The following is a 15,560-nucleotide window of genomic DNA, read 5'->3' as shown; positions in this document are numbered from 1 at the left end:
TTTTTCTCGAGGTCAGATTTATGAAAGCGATTCATTTTGGTGCAGGGAATATTGGTCGGGGATTTATCGGTAAATTGCTGGCCGATGCCCAGGCAGAGTTAACCTTTGCCGACGTTAACCAGCCGCTGGTCGATCAGTTGGCGCATCAGCAGCACTATCAGGTCAACGTGGTGGGTGAAAATGCCCGCATCGAGCAGGTTAACCGCGTCAGCGCTATCCACAGCAACAGCCCGGATGCCATCCAGCAGATTGCTGAAGCCGACATCATCACCACCGCCGTGGGCCCACAGGTATTGAGCAAAATCGCCAGTACGCTGGCGCAGGGACTGATTGCCCGCCATGACAACGGTAATCATCAACCGATGAATATCATCGCCTGCGAGAATATGGTGCGCGGCACCAGCCAGCTCAAACAGCACGTGCTGCAGGCGATGCCCGCCGAGCTGCACGGCTGGGTGGAAGAACATATTGGATTCGTCGATTCTGCGGTAGACCGTATCGTACCGCCGGGTTCGGCGGCGAACGACGATCCGTTGGACGTGACCGTGGAAACCTTTAGCGAGTGGATTGTCGACAGCACGCAGTTCAAAGGCGCACTGCCGGAAATCGCCGGTATGGAGTCCACCAGCAATCTGATGGCCTATATCGAGCGTAAGCTGTTTACCCTCAATACCGGTCACGCCATCACCGCTTATCTTGGTCAACTGGCCGGGCATAAAACGATTCGCGATGCCATTCTGGACCCGGCCATTCGCGATGTGGTGAAAGGCGCGATGGTGGAGAGCGGCGATGTGCTGATCAAACGCTACGGCTTTAACCCTGAGCAGCATGCGGCCTATATCGAGAAGATCCTGACTCGCTTTGAAAACCCGTACCTGCATGACGACGTGGAGCGCGTGGGCCGTCAGCCGCTGCGCAAGCTCAGCGAAGGCGACCGTCTGATCAAGCCATTGCGCGGCACGCTGGAATACGGCCTGCCTCATAACAACCTGGTGATGGGCATTGCGGCAGCGTTAAGCTATCGCAGCGGCGATGACCCGCAGGCGCAAGAAATGGCGAGCCTGCTGCGCGATAATGGCGTCGCCCACACCGTCACCCAGGTCTGCGGCCTGCAGGACCAGCCAACGCTTGTCGCCCAGATAGCGAATGTGTATAACGCCATGCAACGGAAATAATGTTGTTGCCCATAGGGTTGGAGCTGCTGCCGGGACAGCAGCTCCAGAATAAGAAGGTAAGATGAAACAAAATCGACTGCGTTTGACGACGCAACCAGAGATACAAGGACATCATCCGAAGGAGCCGACGCCGCTAAAGCCGCGCCCTTCGGTCAATGAAACCACCATGATGGCGACAATGGACGAATCTGACCTTTATAAAAACCAGGCCGCAGAGAACCGCGTGCTGGAAAAGCTCAACGCGCGCCAGACGCTCAGCGGTTTTATTCAGACCGCCGTCTTGCTGCTGGCTGAAGCGGTCGATCAGCTGATTCTTCAGGCTTTTCGTAAAGACGATTATGCCGTTAAGTACGCCGTCGAACCGCTGCTCGAAGGTAGCGGCCCATTAGCGAATCTGTCGGTCCGTCTCAAGCTCATTTACGCACTCGGCGTGATCAGCCGCGATGAATATGAAGACGTGGAGCTGCTGGTAGCGCTAAACAACGAGCTGGAGCAGGAGAAGACCGTTTACAGCTTTACCGATGATGAAGTCCTCGGCCCGATTAGCATGCTGCACAGCATGACGGCGTTGCCGCCCCCTCCAACGCTGCATATGCCGGAGGATGTGGTGGATGATGCGCTAAGAACCATGCAGGAGCAGCGCTATCAGCAAATGGTGCGGTCGGCGCTGGTATTAAGCATTACCGATTTAATTACCCGTCTGGCCCACAAAAAAGCGTTCTAGCAGGACGATGGCGCATCCATTGTCTCTACGAACGCCCCTGACAAATGGCGGTCATCTCCGCCAGAGACCTCCCCTTTCCTTCCATCACGGTAAGTCGGCAAAAAAACAGGCGATTTTTTTGCCAGCACATCTTCCCGTTTCGCTCAACTTAGTATAAAAAGGCTGCTTTTACGGGATTCACATTCACTTAAATTAGCCTGGAGCAACATGAACACTTTCTCGGTTTCTCGTCTGGCGCTGGCATTGGCTTTTGGCGTGACACTGACGGCTTGCAGCTCAACCCCAGCGGATCAACGTCCTTCTGACCAGGCAGCCCCTGGTACGGCCTCTCGTCCGGTGCTGTCAGCTGATGAAGCGCAGAACTTTGTCGCCGCGCGTTATTTCTCATCGCTTGATCCTAACGCTGCCGCCTGGTCTCCGTCTTCCATCGCCGTTCCGGCCAAAGCAGACTTCGTAGTAGGTCCTGCGGGTACGCAGGGCGTTACCCACACCACCATTCAGGCTGCGGTTGATGCCGCCATTGCTCGCCACAGCAGCTCACGTCTGTTCATCGCCGTTCTGCCGGGCGAATACCCTGGCACCGTTTATATTCCTGCGGCACCGGGCAGCGTGACCATTTACGGTACCGGCGAAAAAGCCGCCGACGTGAAAATCGGTCTGGCTATCGACTCCGAAATGGACCCAACCAGCTGGCGTCGTCAGGTAAACCCAGGCGGCAAATACATGCCAGGCAAACCGGCGTGGTACATGTTCGATAGCTGCCAGAGCAAACGCACCGCCACCGTCGGCGTGATGTGTTCCGCGGTTGTCTGGTCACAGAACAACGGTCTGCAACTGCAGAACCTGACCATCGAAAATAACCTCGGCGATAGCGTGGATGCCGGAACGCATCAGGCAGTGGCCCTGCGTACCGATGGCGATAAAACCCAGATTAACAAAGTGAACATCCTGGGCCGTCAGAACACCTTCTTCGTGACGAATAGCGGTGTCGATAACCGTCTGCAGAATAACCGTCAGACCCGTACGCTGGTCACCGACAGCTATCTGGAAGGCGACGTGGATATCGTTTCCGGCCGCGGCGCAGTGGTATTTGAGAACACCGACTTCCGCGTGGTGAACTCCCGCACCCAGCAGGAGGGTTACGTGTTCGCTCCAGCGACCCTGTCCACCATCAACTTCGGCTTCCTGGCGACCGACAGCCGCTTCACCGCTACCGGTGACGGCGTAGCGCAACTGGGCCGTTCTCTGGACGTTGATGGCAACACCAACGGTCAGGTCGTTATTCGCGATAGCGTGATTAACGAAGGCTTCAACGTGGCAAAACCGTGGGCTGATGCCGCGGTATCTAAACGTCCATTCAGCGGTAATACCGGCGCGCAGGACGAGAAAGGTCAGCTGAAGCGCGATCTGAACGACCGTAACTTCAACCGCATGTGGGAGTACAACAACCGCGGCGTGGGAAGTCACGTAGTGACTGAACCTAAGAAGTAATTCGTGATGATGTGAAAAAGGCCCATGAGATCATGGGCCTTTTTTTATCACGTAGGCCTGATAAGCGTAGCGCCATCAGGCATCATGCCAACATTACCGAATGGCGACGTCGATTAATACGCGTTAACCACCACCCACATCGGGCCCTGGCCTACCGCATAACGCCCTTTCTCCTGCAGTAGACCCTGCTCACCGGCAATCTCATACACCGCAACATGGTGTGATTTCTGCCCGGCGGCAATCAGGTATTTCCCACTGTGATCGACGTTAAAACCGCGCGGCTGCGTTTCGGTTGGCTGGAAGCCTTCCAGTGACAGCACGCTGCCGTCTTCTGACACGCTGAAGATGGTAATCAGGCTAGAGGTACGGTCGCAGGTGTACAGGTGACGGCCGTCTGGGGTGATATGAATATCTGCCGCCCAGCGGGTATCGGTGAAATCAGCAGGCATCATGTCCAGCGTCTGCACACACTCAATTTTGCCGTACGGATCTTTCAGTTCCCACACATCGACAGAACCGTTCAGTTCGTTGACGCAGTAGCCGTACTGTTCGTTCGGATGGAACACCATATGGCGCGGGCCAGCACCTTCTACGGTAGTCACTTCCGCCGGAGTCTGCGCGGACAGGAAACCGTCATCGCTCAGCGTGAACAGGCAGATGCGATCCTGCTTCAGCGCCGGTACCCACAGGGTGCGGTTGTCCGGGGAAATGTTCGCCGAGTGGCAACCGTCCAGCCCTTCCACAACCGTCACGGTGTCGCGCGGCAGGCCAGCTTCCAGACGAATCACGCTGACGTTGGCCTGGTTGTAGGAGGCGCTAAAGACGAAGTTGCCTTTGCGGTCAGTGGAGATATGGGTTGGGCTACCCGGCAGCGGCGCTTCGGCTTCAAAGGTCAGTGCGCCGTCGTCTGGGGCAATGCGGTAAGCCAGCACGCGGAATTCAGGGCGTACGCCGACGTACAGAAAGCGTTTATCAGGGCTGACAACCATGGGTTGTACCTGACCCGGGACATCCACCACCTGAACCAGCGTCAGGCTGCCGTCATGGTTCAGCGTCCAGACGTGGATCTGCTGGCTCTCCGGGCTGGCGGTATAAACGGTCTGTTTCATGACTACTCCTTTCTGAAAACATTGAATTGGCGGCGACGAGTCGCGGCCTGGTCCACACAATTTTGCCGTACAGGTATCTCGGTGTACCATCCTGAACAGCGAATTTTCTCTTTAACTCGAGACAACACTATGACTGCACGTGTGATTGCCCTGGATCTGGACGGAACGCTCCTGACGCCAAAGAAAACTCTGCTTCCCTCTTCACTGGAAGCGCTGAATCGTGCCAGAGCAGCTGGCTATCAATTAATGATTGTTACCGGTCGACATCACGTTGCCATTCATCCTTTTTATCAGGCACTGGCGTTAGATACACCTGCAATTTGTTGTAATGGTACTTATCTTTATGATTATCAAAATAAAAAAGTACTGACCGCCGACCCGATGCCGGTCGAAAAAGCCCAGCAACTGATTACCCTGCTGGATGAACATCAGGTGCACGGCCTGATGTACGTCGACGATACCATGATGTATCAGTATCCAACCGGCCACGTGGTGCGCACCAGCAACTGGGCGCAGAGTCTGCCGGAAGCCCAGCGCCCGTCGTTCACCCAGGTCGATTCACTGGCGCAGGCCGCTCACGAAGTCGAGAACGTCTGGAAGTTTGCGCTGACCGACGAAAATGGGCAGAAACTGCGTGAATTCGCCGAGCATGTCGAAAAAACGTTGCAGCTGGAGTGCGAATGGTCGTGGCACGATCAGGTTGATATCGCCCGCCAGGGTAACAGCAAAGGCAAACGCCTGACGCAGTTTATCACCGACCAGGGCTGGTCGATGCAGGATGTGGTGGCGTTTGGCGATAACTTTAATGACATCAGTATGCTGGAAGCTGCCGGAACCGGCGTGGCGATGGGCAATGCCGGTGACGCAGTAAAAGCCCACGCCAACGTGGTGATTGGCGACAACACCACCGATGCCATCGCCGACTACATCAATAAACACCTGCTGTAATCAGGCGGTGATCGACACGCTTTTCACCTGAGCATAGAGCCACTGGCCTGGTTTAATCGCCAGGTCATCGCGAGCCCATGGGCTGACGCGCGCCCACAGCGTGCGTCCGCTAACGTCCAACTGGACTTCCACCTGCCCGTTATCGTCGTAGCACTGCACCACTTTCGCGTGCAGCACGTTACGGATACTGGTGTGTAACGACGGTTGCAGCACCAGCGACACATCAGTGGCCTGAATGCGCACACGCACCGCGCTCTGCAGCGGCTTATCCAGCTTGTTGACCCAGATATGCTGGTCGCCCAGCGCTAGCGCGGTCATAGCATAGTGTGGATGGTGTTCCAGCACCGTCACACGCAGAATGCTGCTCTGCTGCTCCTGCGGCAACCACGGGTGCATCACGCTGCTGCCCCATACATCTTCCAGAGGACCGAAGGCTTTCACCTTACCGCTTTCCAACACCAGCACGTTATCCGCCAGATGGAGAATTTCATCCAGCGAGTGGCTGACGTAGAGCATCGGGATGTTAATTTCCCGCGCCAGACGCTGCAGATACGGCAGCAGCTCACGTTTACGCGGAATATCAAGCGAGGCCAGCGGTTCATCAAGCAGCAGTAACTCAGGGGCGGTCAGCAACGCACGGCCAATCGCCACGCGCTGTTTTTCGCCACCGGAGAGGCTACCGGGGAGTCTATCGAGCAGGGGTTCAATGCCCAGCAACGCCACCAGCTTATCGAACTGGTCGGCCATGCTTTTTGCCATGCCGTAACGCAGATTGCCGCGCACCTTGTAGTGCGGGAACAGTCGCGCATCCTGAAACACGTAGCCGACGCGGCGTTTTTCCGGTGCCAGACAGACGCCCTGCTCCGCATCGTTCAGCACACGGCCATTGAGCACAATACGCCCCTGCTGCGGCTTGGTCAGACCGCTGATGGCGTTAATCAGCGAGGTTTTGCCCGCCCCGGAGACGCCAAATACGGCAGTGATACCGGAAGCCGGCAGCGATTCATCAATTTGCAGACAGTGCGTACCGAGCGTCTGGCTAAAATTCAGCTCCAGCATGGTTACGCCCCCATCCGACGGCGGCTAATGCTCGCCAGCCATTCAGAGATCATCAGGGAAATCAGCGCCAGCACGATGGAAATCAAGCACAGACGCGCCGCCGCGCTTTCGCCGCCGGGAGTCTGGATCAGGGTATACATCGCAGAGGGAATGGTGCGGGTTTCGCCTGGAATATTTGAGACAAAGGTAATGGTCGCGCCAAACTCGCCGAGCGAGCGGGCAAAGGCCAGCACGGTGCCGACGATAATACCGGGCAGCATCAGCGGTAGCGTTATGGTACAAAACACTCGCCAGCGCCCAGCGCCCAGCGTACGTGCCGCTTGCTCCAGCTTGACGTCGACCCCTTCCAGCGCCAGACGAATCGCGCGAACCATCAGCGGGAACGACATCACCGCGGCGGCAATGACCGCGCCACGCCAGCTAAAAGCAAAGGTCAGGCCGAACCAATCATACAGCCAGGAACCAATAAACCCCCGACGCCCCAGCGCAATCAGCAGCAGATATCCCACCACCACCGGCGGCAGCACCAGCGGCAGATGGATAAGACCATCCAGCAGCGCTTTGCCGGGGAAGCTGCGGCGGACCAGCAGCCAGGCGAAGAAGATCCCAAACGGCAAGCTAAACACCACGGCCAGGGATGACACTTTAAGGCTCAGCAGAACCGCCTGCCATTCGGGATCGGTCAATATCATTAGTGCGTCGTAAATCCGTAACGTTTAAAGATTTCGGATGCCTGCGGCCCTTTCAGGTAGTCGTAGAACGCCGAGACGGTTGCGTTTTTATGGCCATCGATAATGGCAATTGGGTATTCCACTTTCTTGTGCGAATCTTCCGGGAAGGTGCCAACCACTTTAACACCTTTGCTTGCGACTGCGTCGGAACCGTAGACGATGCCCAGCGGGGCTTCGTTACGTTCAACCAATGCCAGCGCACCGCGCACGTCTTCAGCCGGAGCCAGTTTTGGTGACAGGGTGTCCCATGCGCCCAGTTTCTGCAGCGCTTCTTTCGCGTAGATGCCCGCCGGTACGTGGTCCGGGTCGCCCACCGCCAGACGGCCGCCTTTCAGCAGGCTGGTCCAGTTGGTTTTGGCATCAATGGTGATATCGCCCTGTGCGCTGGCTTTTGGCGCCACAACGACCAGGCTATTGCCCAGCAGAGTTTCACGAGACGCGGTGTCGATGGCTTTTTTATCTACCGCATAGTCCATCCATTTCTGGTCTGCGGAGATAAACAGGTCAGCCGGAGCGCCTGCTTCAATCTGGCGGGCCAGAGTAGAAGAGGAAGCAAAAGAAGAAACCACATCAACGTTCTTCTCTTTTTTATACTCTTTCGCAATATCCTGCATTGCGTTGGTCAGCGATGCTGCCGCAAATACGGTGATTTTGCTTTCGTCCGCCAGCGCGTGACCTGCAACGGAAAGCGTTAAAGTCGCTCCTGCAAACAAACGTAACCATGGACCTGTCATTTGAAACTCCTGTGTGTGCCGTTGTATATCGAAAAATACAGCGCAGAGTATAGGGGCTTTCTCAGATTAATGCATTACAGATACATGAATTATTGCTGTGTTTACGGGGTGTTATCGGCAGGAGTGTGAAGAACTTCATAGCAAAACGCCCGGTTAAACCGGGCGTTTGGGGGAAATCAGTGATTTTGCTGGTTGCCGTTTTTGTGACCGACACCGGAGAAGATGTTAAATACTTCACCCAGACCGTAAATTAACCCCAGGATGATCGCCATCACTACGGGTACCATGATTACGGCAAAAACCAGACTTTTCAACAGCTCTAACATGGTTTACTCCAGACATTGTGATGCGGTTATTGTAACCGGATATCGCAGAAATACACTCCCTTTTGTGCGGTGTGCTTTCCGCTTGCTAACATTTGGGTCAAAATACCCTTTTTATTGCCAGGATACTCTTATGCAGGCTGAAATCCTTCTTACCCTCAAGCTCCAGCAGCGCCTGTTCGCCGATCCGCGCCGCATTTCACTCCTCAAACAAATAGCACAGACCGGCTCCATCAGCCAGGGAGCGAAAAATGCGGGTATCAGTTATAAGAGCGCATGGGATGCGATTAATGAAATGAACCAGCTGAGCGAGCAATCGCTGGTCGACCGCGCCACCGGTGGCAAAGGCGGCGGCGGTGCGGTGCTGACCCGTTACGGTCAGCGCCTGATTCAGCTCTACGACCTGCTGGCGCAGATCCAGCAAAAAGCCTTTGATGTGCTGAGCGACGACGACGCGCTGCCGCTAGACAGCCTGCTCGCCGCCATTTCGCGCTTCTCCCTGCAAACCAGCGCCCGTAACCAGTGGTTTGGCACCGTGACCCAGCGCGACCACCAGCAGGTTCAGCAGCACGTGGATATTCTGCTGGCCGACGGCACCACGCGCCTCAAGGTGGCCATCACCGCCCAGAGCGGCGAGCGTTTAGGGCTGGATGAAGGCAAAGAGGTGCTGGTTTTGCTGAAAGCGCCGTGGGTCAGCGTCACTCACGATCCGCAGGTTGCCGCTGCGGCAGACAACCAGCTGCCGTGCCGAATTAGCCATATCCAGCGCGGCGAAGAGCAGTGTGAAGTGCTGATGGCGCTGCCGGATGGGCAGACCCTGTGTGCCACCCTGCCGCTGGCAGAGGCCGCAGGGCTGGAAGAAGGTGCTGACGTCACAGCATTCTTTAACGCCGATCGCATCATTCTTGCCACGTTGTGCTGATGGCATTGACTTTGCGCTGAGGAAGACGTATCCCTGATGCACATCGCTGCAAAAAACGGGATACATCATGTCATCATTGCAAATTTCGCAAGGCACGTTTCGTCTTAGCGACACAAAAACATTAAAAATTGAGCATCTGACGCTGCGTGCCGGAGAGAGCTGGGCTTTTGTCGGCAGCAACGGCAGCGGCAAATCGGCGCTGGCCCGCGCGCTGGCAGGCGAGCTGCCGCTGCTGTCTGGCAGCCGCGACGCTACCTTCACCCGCATTGCTCGCCTCTCCTTCGAACAGTTGCAAAAGCTGGTCAGCGATGAGTGGCAACGCAACAACACCGATATGCTGAGCCCGGACGAAGACGATACCGGCCGCACCACCGCGCAAATCATCCTGGATGAAGTCAAAGACGTGGCCCTATGCGCCCGGCTTGCCGCGCAGTTTGGCATCAGCCATCTGCTGGATCGCCGCTTTAAATACCTCTCCACCGGTGAAACTCGCAAAACCCTGCTCTGTCAGGCGCTGATGGCACAGCCGGATCTGTTGATCCTCGATGAGCCCTTCGACGGCCTGGACGTAGCTTCTCGCCGTCAGTTGGCGGAACATCTGGCAGAGTTGCATAAAGCGGGTTATACGCTGGTGCTGGTGCTCAATCGCTTTGATGATATCCCTGAGTTTGTGCCGTTTGCCGGGGTGCTGGCCGACTGTACCCTGACGGAAACCGGCGAGAAAAAAGCGCTGCTTGCGCAAACGCTGATTGCGCAACTGGCACACAGCGAAAAGCTCTCCGGTATGACCCTGCCAGAGCCAGATGCACCGTCCGCGCGGTTGTCCATTGCCGACGATCTACCGCGCATCGTGCTGAACGACGGCGTGGTCTCCTATAACGATCGCGCGATCATCAACCATTTAAGCTGGACGGTCGCCCCGGACGAACACTGGCAAATTGTTGGCCCGAACGGCGCCGGGAAATCCACCCTGCTAAGCCTGGTCACTGGCGATCATCCGCAGGGCTACAGCAACGACCTGACGCTGTTTGGCCGCCGCCGTGGCAGCGGTGAAACCATCTGGGATATTAAAAAACATATCGGCTACGTCAGCAGCAGCCTGCATCTGGATTACAGAGTGAGCACGACGCTGCGCAATGTGATCCTCTCTGGCTATTTTGATTCCATCGGTATCTATCAGGCCGTCTCTGATAAGCAACGCAAGCTGGTAGACGAGTGGCTGCAGATCCTCGGCATGGACCCGCGCACCGCCGATGCGCCGTTCCACAGCCTCTCCTGGGGGCAGCAGCGTCTGGCGCTGATCGTCCGCGCGCTGGTGAAACACCCGACGCTGCTGATCCTCGATGAACCGCTGCAAGGGCTGGACCCGCTCAACCGCCAGGTGGTTCGCCGCTTTGTGGATGTGCTGATTAGCGAAGGTAAAACGCAACTGCTGTTTGTATCGCACCACGCGGAAGACGCGCCGGAGTGCATCACTCATCGTCTGGAATTTGTCGCCGACGGCGAGGGTTATCGCTATGAGGTCGGCCCAATTTAAGATGGCCAAGCGTACTCTCTGAATGTAGCCCGGCCAGGCGAAGTGCCGCCGGGTTTACACAATACGCCCCCGCGACTACACCTCCTTTTTCAGACTATTTTCAGCCCTCACCGTTAACCTCTTTGATTTATAATGAAAAAACTTGAAATTATCATGTAGATTTCGCCAGTGTAAGCGATTCCACTAATTTAGCCCATGTCACACTTTTGGCTTCTCTGTTATGCTAAGGTTATTCCATGCCATAAGCTTAACGGAGCTAAAAATGAAAGTATTGGTTACAGGTGGTAGCGGTTACATTGGAAGCCACACATGTGTGCAACTGCTGCAACAGGGCCACGATGTTGTCATCCTCGATAACCTGTGCAACAGCAAGCACAGCGTTGTACCGGTCATTGCCCGCCTGGGCGGCAAACAACCGAGCTTCGTCGAAGGCGATATTCGTAACGAAGCGCTGATGGTTGAGATCCTCAAAGATCACGCCATTGAAGCGGTGATTCACTTCGCGGGCCTGAAAGCCGTGGGCGAGTCCGTGCAAAAACCGCTGGAATACTATGACAACAACGTCAACGGTACCCTGCGTCTGGTTGCTGCAATGCGCACCGCCAACGTCAAAAACTTCATCTTCAGCTCCTCCGCAACCGTCTATGGCGACCAGCCGAAAATCCCTTACGTCGAAAGCTTCCCTACCGGTACGCCACAGAGCCCGTACGGCAAGAGCAAGCTGATGGTTGAACAGATCCTGACTGACCTGCAAAAAGCGCAGCCGGAGTGGAGCATTGCGTTGCTGCGCTACTTCAACCCGGTGGGCGCACATCAGTCCGGCGATATGGGTGAAGATCCGCAGGGCATCCCGAACAACCTGATGCCGTACATCGCGCAGGTCGCCGTGGGCCGCCGCGAATCACTGGCCATTTTCGGCAACGACTACCCTACACCTGACGGCACCGGCGTGCGCGACTACATCCACGTGATGGATCTCGCCGACGGCCACGTTGCCGCGATGGAAAAACTGGCGAACAAAGCCGGCGTGCATATTTATAACCTGGGCGCAGGCGTCGGCAGCAGCGTGCTGGATGTGGTCAACGCGTTCAGCAAAGCCTGCGGCAAACCCATTAACTACCATTTTGCTCCACGTCGCGACGGCGATCTTCCGGCCTACTGGGCCGATGCGACCAAAGCCGACAACGAGCTGAACTGGCGCGTAACCCGTAACCTTGACGAAATGGCGCAGGACACCTGGAACTGGCAGTCCCGTCATCCTCAGGGATATCCAGACTAAGGATTTTGTCATGACGCAATTTAACCCCGTCGACCATCCACACCGCCGTTTTAATCCGTTAACCGGCCAGTGGATCCTTGTATCACCGCATCGTGCAAAGCGCCCATGGCAAGGGGCGCAAGAGACACCAGCAAAACAGACGCTGCCCGCGCACGATCCGGATTGTTTTTTATGCCCGGGTAATACTCGGGTGACGGGCGATAAAAACCCCGACTACACCAGCACATACGTTTTTACCAATGACTTTGCTGCGCTGATGACCGACACGCCGGACGCGCCGGAAAGCGACGATCCGCTGATGCGCTGCCAGAGCGCGCGCGGCACCAGCCGGGTGATTTGCTTCTCACCGGACCACAGCAAAACGCTGCCTGAACTGAGCGTCGATGCGCTGAAATCCGTGGTGAAAACCTGGCAGGAGCAGACCGCTGAACTCGGCCAGCAGTATCCGTGGGTACAGGTGTTCGAAAACAAAGGCGCAGCGATGGGCTGCTCCAACCCGCACCCGCACGGACAGGTCTGGGCTAACAGCTTCCTGCCGAACGAAATCGAGCGTGAAGACCGCCTGATGCGTGAGTACTACGCCGAGCAGAAATCGCCGATGCTGGTTGATTACGTTAACCGTGAGCTGGCAGACGGCAGCCGTACGGTGGTTGAAACCGATCACTGGCTGGCGGTGGTGCCGTACTGGGCGGCGTGGCCGTTCGAAACGCTGCTGCTGCCAAAAGCGCACGTGCTGCGGATTACCGATTTAACTGAGGCACAGCGCGACGATTTAGCGCTGGCGCTGAAAAAACTGACCAGCCGTTACGACAACCTGTTCCAGTGCTCCTTCCCCTACTCGATGGGCTGGCACGGCGCGCCGTTCAACGGCGAAGAAAACGCACACTGGCAGTTGCATGCCCATTTCTATCCACCGCTGCTGCGCTCCGCTACCGTGCGCAAATTTATGGTTGGTTATGAAATGCTGGCAGAAACCCAGCGCGACCTGACGGCAGAACAAGCGGCTGAACGCCTGCGTGCGGTCAGCGACATCCACTTTCGCGAGTCCGGAGAATAACAATGAGTCTGAAAGATAAAACCCAAACCCTGTTCGCTGAGAAATTCGGCTACCCTGCTACCCACGTCATTCAGGCTCCGGGCCGCGTTAACCTGATTGGTGAGCACACCGACTACAACGATGGTTTTGTCCTGCCGTGCGCCATCGATTACCAGACGGTGATCAGCTGCTCCCCGCGTGATGACCGCCTGGTGCGCGTGATTGCCGCCGACTACGATAATCAGAGCGACGAGTTTTCTCTCGATGCACCGATCGTTAGCCACGATACCCAGCAGTGGTCCAACTATGTGCGCGGCGTGGTGAAACATCTGCAAAAACGCAATAACGCCTTTGGCGGCGCAGACCTCGTTATCAGCGGCAACGTGCCGCAGGGTGCGGGCCTGAGTTCATCGGCCTCTCTGGAAGTGGCAGTCGGCACCGTCTTCCAGCAGCTGTATCATCTGCCGCTGGACGGCGCGCAAATTGCGCTGAACGGTCAGGAAGCGGAAAACCAGTTTGTCGGCTGTAACTGCGGCATTATGGACCAGCTTATCTCCGCGCTCGGCAAGAAAGACCACGCGCTGCTGATCGACTGCCGTTCGCTTGGCACCAAAGCCGTCTCCATGCCGGAAGGCGTTGCGGTGGTGATCATCAATAGCAACTTTAAACGTACTCTGGTCGGCAGCGAGTACAACACCCGCCGCGAGCAGTGTGAAACCGGTGCGCGCTTCTTCCAGCGCCCGGCGCTGCGTGATGTGACCATTAATGAATTCAACGCCGTCGCTCATGAGCTGGACCCGATTGTCGCGAAGCGTGTACGTCACGTGCTGACCGAGAACGCCCGCACCGTTGAAGCTGCAGCTGCGCTGGAAAAAGGCGATCTGCTGCGCATGGGCCAGCTGATGGCGGAATCCCACGCCTCCATGCGCGACGATTTCGAAATCACCGTGCCGCAAATTGATACGCTGGTCGATATCGTGAAAGCGACCATCGGTGACCAGGGCGGCGTACGCATGACCGGCGGCGGCTTCGGCGGCTGCATCGTGGCGCTGATCCCTGAAGCGCTGGTGCCTGCGGTGAAACAGGCTGTGGCCGAGCAATACGAAGCCAAAACCGGCATTAAAGAGACGTTCTACGTCTGCAAACCGTCACAAGGAGCAGGACAGTGCTAAGAGAAACGCCTGCGCTGGCCGCAGATGGCCAGCCGTATCGACTGATTACGTTACGCAACGCCAATGGCGTGGTGGTGACGTTAATGGACTGGGGTGCAACGCTGCTATCTGCGCGCATCCCAATGAAAGACGGCAGCGTACGTGAAGCGCTGCTGGGCTGCGCGTCGCCGGAACAGTACACCGAGCAGGCGGCGTTCCTCGGCGCATCGATTGGCCGTTACGCCAACCGCATCGCCAACAGCCGCTATACGCTCGATGGACAGACGGTTGAACTCGCGCCAAGCCAGGGCAAAAACCAACTGCACGGCGGGCCAGAAGGCTTCGACAAACGCCGCTGGGCGATTACCTCGCAGAACCCAACGGAGGCCGTTTTCACCCTCACCTCGCCTGATGGTGACCAGGGGTATCCGGGCGAGCTTCAGGCGACGGCTATCTATCGCCTGACCGAAGATAACCGCATCTCCATTGAGTATCGCGCAACCGTCGATAAAGCCTGTCCGGTGAACCTGACAAACCACGTCTATTTCAACCTCGACGGCGATCAGACCGATGTGCGCAACCACAAGCTTCAACTGCTGGCAGATGCTTATCTGCCGGTCGATGAGAGCGGGATCCCACACGATGGGCTGAAAGACGTTGCCAACACCAGCTTCGATTTCCGTCAACCCAAAACCGTGGCACAGGATTTTCTGAGCGACGATGACCAGAAGAAGGTGAAAGGCTACGACCACGCGTTCTTGCTACAGGCAAAAGGCGATGCGACTCAGCCAGTAGGCCATGTCTGGTCCCAGGATGAAAAGCTGCAGATGACAGTCTACACCTCCGCACCGGCCATTCAGTTCTACTCCGGTAACTACCTGGACGGTACGCTGTCTCGTAGCCCGCAGCCTTACGCCGCCTGGCAAGGCCTGGCACTGGAAAGCGAGTTCCTGCCGGATAGCCCGAACCATCCAGAGTGGCCGCAGCCGGACTGCGTGCTGCGCCCAGGCGAAGAGTACGTCAGCCTGACGGAATATCAGTTTACCGCATTATAATCACGTGGCTTACCCGTAGCCCGGACGAGGTGCAATAGCACCGACTCCGGGGTTTCCCCGGCGTCGCTTCGCTCAGCCGGGCGACTCCCTTCCGCTGTCCCGCCGAAGTTTTAGCCATATCGCTGAAAATTACGTCACGCAAAGACAAAATCATAACGCCTGGTTCACATGCACCTTACACTGGGACACTATTTTCGCTATGGTTATGCATAAGCGTTGCCGTCGAGCCTATCGCGGCAATATAATGAGAATTGTTATCATTCAATAAAGCTTGAGGAGTGAGAGT

15 protein-coding genes are annotated in these 15,560 nt (G+C 56.7%); 10 read left to right on the top strand and 5 right to left on the bottom strand.

Going from position 1 to position 15,560, the window contains the following annotated elements:
* Nucleotides 1-20: 20 nt before the first annotated feature.
* The 3 genes from AB2B48_RS00850 (at nt 21) to AB2B48_RS00840 (ending at nt 3,390) form a co-directional block, all read left to right on the top strand.
* A complete protein-coding gene (locus tag AB2B48_RS00850) occupies nt 21-1,175 on the top strand; it encodes a mannitol-1-phosphate 5-dehydrogenase (protein WP_333012119.1) in 1,155 nt (384 codons plus the stop codon).
* Nucleotides 1,176-1,236: 61 nt separating this feature from the next.
* Complete coding sequence (locus AB2B48_RS00845) at nt 1,237-1,899, top strand: MltR family transcriptional regulator (RefSeq protein WP_368300548.1); 663 nt, start codon at nt 1,237-1,239, stop codon at nt 1,897-1,899.
* 207 nt (nt 1,900-2,106) lie between these two features.
* On the top strand, nt 2,107-3,390 hold the full coding sequence (locus tag AB2B48_RS00840; RefSeq protein ID WP_185666721.1) for a putative acyl-CoA thioester hydrolase: 1,284 nt from the start codon (nt 2,107-2,109) through the stop codon (nt 3,388-3,390).
* Nucleotides 3,391-3,503: 113 nt separating this feature from the next.
* Here AB2B48_RS00840 and pgl read toward each other — a convergent pair whose 3' ends face one another.
* Entirely contained in the window at nt 3,504-4,499 is a 996-nt protein-coding gene (gene pgl / locus AB2B48_RS00835) for a 6-phosphogluconolactonase (protein WP_368300547.1), read from the bottom strand.
* 129 nt (nt 4,500-4,628) lie between these two features.
* On the opposite strand from pgl, the gene AB2B48_RS00830 reads away from it, so the two are divergent.
* Nucleotides 4,629-5,447, top strand: coding sequence for a pyridoxal phosphatase (locus AB2B48_RS00830; RefSeq protein ID WP_368300546.1), 819 nt, complete (start codon nt 4,629-4,631; stop codon nt 5,445-5,447).
* On the opposite strand, the gene modC is transcribed toward AB2B48_RS00830, so the two are convergent.
* From modC to AB2B48_RS00810, 4 genes are all read right to left on the bottom strand, one after another.
* On the bottom strand, nt 5,448-6,506 hold the full coding sequence (modC, locus tag AB2B48_RS00825) for a molybdenum ABC transporter ATP-binding protein ModC (protein ID WP_368300545.1): 1,059 nt from the start codon (nt 6,504-6,506) through the stop codon (nt 5,448-5,450).
* 2 nt (nt 6,507-6,508) lie between these two features.
* Nucleotides 6,509-7,198 carry a molybdate ABC transporter permease subunit gene (modB, locus tag AB2B48_RS00820; RefSeq protein WP_035892212.1) on the bottom strand — a complete coding sequence of 230 codons (690 nt, stop codon included), beginning with the start codon at nt 7,196-7,198 and terminating at the stop codon, nt 6,509-6,511.
* On the bottom strand, nt 7,198-7,971 hold the full coding sequence (gene modA, locus AB2B48_RS00815) for a molybdate ABC transporter substrate-binding protein (RefSeq protein WP_368300544.1): 774 nt from the start codon (nt 7,969-7,971) through the stop codon (nt 7,198-7,200). Before modA ends, modB begins: the two co-directional genes overlap by 1 nt.
* A 176-nt stretch (nt 7,972-8,147) precedes the next feature.
* Nucleotides 8,148-8,297: an AcrZ family multidrug efflux pump-associated protein gene (locus AB2B48_RS00810; protein WP_185666726.1), complete on the bottom strand. Its 150-nt coding sequence runs from the start codon at nt 8,295-8,297 to the stop codon at nt 8,148-8,150.
* Nucleotides 8,298-8,427: 130 nt separating this feature from the next.
* Here AB2B48_RS00810 and modE point away from each other — a divergent pair, with 130 nt between their 5' ends.
* The 6 genes from modE to galM all read left to right on the top strand — a co-directional run bounded on the left by modE (nt 8,428) and on the right by galM (nt 15,274).
* A complete protein-coding gene (modE, locus tag AB2B48_RS00805; RefSeq protein WP_368300543.1) occupies nt 8,428-9,216 on the top strand; it encodes a molybdenum-dependent transcriptional regulator in 789 nt (262 codons plus the stop codon).
* Nucleotides 9,217-9,283: 67 nt separating this feature from the next.
* A complete protein-coding gene (gene modF, locus AB2B48_RS00800; RefSeq protein ID WP_368300542.1) occupies nt 9,284-10,753 on the top strand; it encodes a molybdate ABC transporter ATP-binding protein ModF in 1,470 nt (489 codons plus the stop codon).
* 262 nt (nt 10,754-11,015) lie between these two features.
* On the top strand, nt 11,016-12,032 hold the full coding sequence (gene galE, locus AB2B48_RS00795; RefSeq protein WP_368300541.1) for a UDP-glucose 4-epimerase GalE: 1,017 nt from the start codon (nt 11,016-11,018) through the stop codon (nt 12,030-12,032).
* Nucleotides 12,033-12,042: 10 nt separating this feature from the next.
* Nucleotides 12,043-13,089: a galactose-1-phosphate uridylyltransferase gene (gene galT, locus AB2B48_RS00790; RefSeq protein WP_185666730.1), complete on the top strand. Its 1,047-nt coding sequence runs from the start codon at nt 12,043-12,045 to the stop codon at nt 13,087-13,089.
* Between the two features lie 2 nt (nt 13,090-13,091).
* Nucleotides 13,092-14,240: a galactokinase gene (galK, locus tag AB2B48_RS00785; protein ID WP_220438423.1), complete on the top strand. Its 1,149-nt coding sequence runs from the start codon at nt 13,092-13,094 to the stop codon at nt 14,238-14,240.
* Nucleotides 14,234-15,274 carry a galactose-1-epimerase gene (galM, locus tag AB2B48_RS00780; RefSeq protein WP_368300540.1) on the top strand — a complete coding sequence of 347 codons (1,041 nt, stop codon included), beginning with the start codon at nt 14,234-14,236 and terminating at the stop codon, nt 15,272-15,274. The genes galK and galM overlap by 7 nt, the downstream gene beginning before the upstream one ends.
* Nucleotides 15,275-15,560 lie beyond the last annotated feature (286 nt).

It is taken from the genome of Kluyvera sichuanensis (assembly GCF_040930405.1).
Classification (GTDB): Bacteria; Pseudomonadota; Gammaproteobacteria; order Enterobacterales; family Enterobacteriaceae; genus Kluyvera; species Kluyvera sichuanensis.
The sequence above is the reverse complement of the archived record's forward strand: the minus strand, read 5'-3'. Positions and strand labels throughout refer to the sequence as shown.

Bases quoted from the DNA above. Each gene is read 5' to 3' on its own strand.
- AB2B48_RS00850 (WP_333012119.1), top strand. From the start codon at position 21: ATGAAAGCGATTCATTTTGGTGCAGGGAATATTGGTCGGGGATTTATC.
- AB2B48_RS00845 (WP_368300548.1), top strand. From the start codon at position 1,237: ATGAAACAAAATCGACTGCGTTTGACGACGCAACCAGAGATACAAGGA.
- AB2B48_RS00840 (WP_185666721.1), top strand. From the start codon at position 2,107: ATGAACACTTTCTCGGTTTCTCGTCTGGCGCTGGCATTGGCTTTTGGC.
- pgl (WP_368300547.1), bottom strand. From the start codon at position 4,499: ATGAAACAGACCGTTTATACCGCCAGCCCGGAGAGCCAGCAGATCCAC.
- AB2B48_RS00830 (WP_368300546.1), top strand. From the start codon at position 4,629: ATGACTGCACGTGTGATTGCCCTGGATCTGGACGGAACGCTCCTGACG.
- modC (WP_368300545.1), bottom strand. From the start codon at position 6,506: ATGCTGGAGCTGAATTTTAGCCAGACGCTCGGTACGCACTGTCTGCAA.
- modB (WP_035892212.1), bottom strand. From the start codon at position 7,198: ATGATATTGACCGATCCCGAATGGCAGGCGGTTCTGCTGAGCCTTAAA.
- modA (WP_368300544.1), bottom strand. From the start codon at position 7,971: ATGACAGGTCCATGGTTACGTTTGTTTGCAGGAGCGACTTTAACGCTT.
- AB2B48_RS00810 (WP_185666726.1), bottom strand. From the start codon at position 8,297: ATGTTAGAGCTGTTGAAAAGTCTGGTTTTTGCCGTAATCATGGTACCC.
- modE (WP_368300543.1), top strand. From the start codon at position 8,428: ATGCAGGCTGAAATCCTTCTTACCCTCAAGCTCCAGCAGCGCCTGTTC.
- modF (WP_368300542.1), top strand. From the start codon at position 9,284: ATGTCATCATTGCAAATTTCGCAAGGCACGTTTCGTCTTAGCGACACA.
- galE (WP_368300541.1), top strand. From the start codon at position 11,016: ATGAAAGTATTGGTTACAGGTGGTAGCGGTTACATTGGAAGCCACACA.
- galT (WP_185666730.1), top strand. From the start codon at position 12,043: ATGACGCAATTTAACCCCGTCGACCATCCACACCGCCGTTTTAATCCG.
- galK (WP_220438423.1), top strand. From the start codon at position 13,092: ATGAGTCTGAAAGATAAAACCCAAACCCTGTTCGCTGAGAAATTCGGC.